Origin of the sequence: Mesorhizobium sp. M8A.F.Ca.ET.207.01.1.1, from assembly GCF_004794715.1 — a bacterium.
In the GTDB taxonomy this organism is placed as follows: Bacteria; Pseudomonadota; Alphaproteobacteria; order Rhizobiales; family Rhizobiaceae; genus Mesorhizobium.
Genome location: NZ_SRUS01000482.1, coordinates 1 through 301 on the forward strand (window position 1 = coordinate 1; position 301 = coordinate 301).

1 protein-coding gene is annotated in these 301 nt (G+C 65.4%); it reads left to right on the forward strand.

Going from position 1 to position 301, the window contains the following annotated elements; translation table 11 throughout:
* Positions 1–301 (forward strand): nucleotidyl transferase AbiEii/AbiGii toxin family protein (locus tag EN850_RS35470; RefSeq protein ID WP_136093065.1); only part of this gene is annotated, 301 nt, incomplete at both ends.

Consider the following 301-nt stretch of genomic DNA (forward strand, 5'->3'; position numbering starts at 1 on the left):
CGGCGCGTCGCTTCCATCCGGCAACGGCTGCTCGATCTCGCGCGCAGCCGAGGCGAGGACTTTCAGTTCGTTCTGGACCGGTTCGCCGTTGAGCGCCTGCTCTACCGGCTCTCCGCTTCACGATACCGCGACCAGTTCCTGCTGAAGGGCGCCATGTTGTTTGCAGTGTGGTTCGACGCGCCCCACCGTCCCACGCGGGATGCCGACTTCCTGCGATTCGGCTCTGCACATCCCGGCCATCTGCTGCACATCGCACGGTCGCTCTGCGCAATAGCGGGCGACGACGGCTTGTGCTTCGACC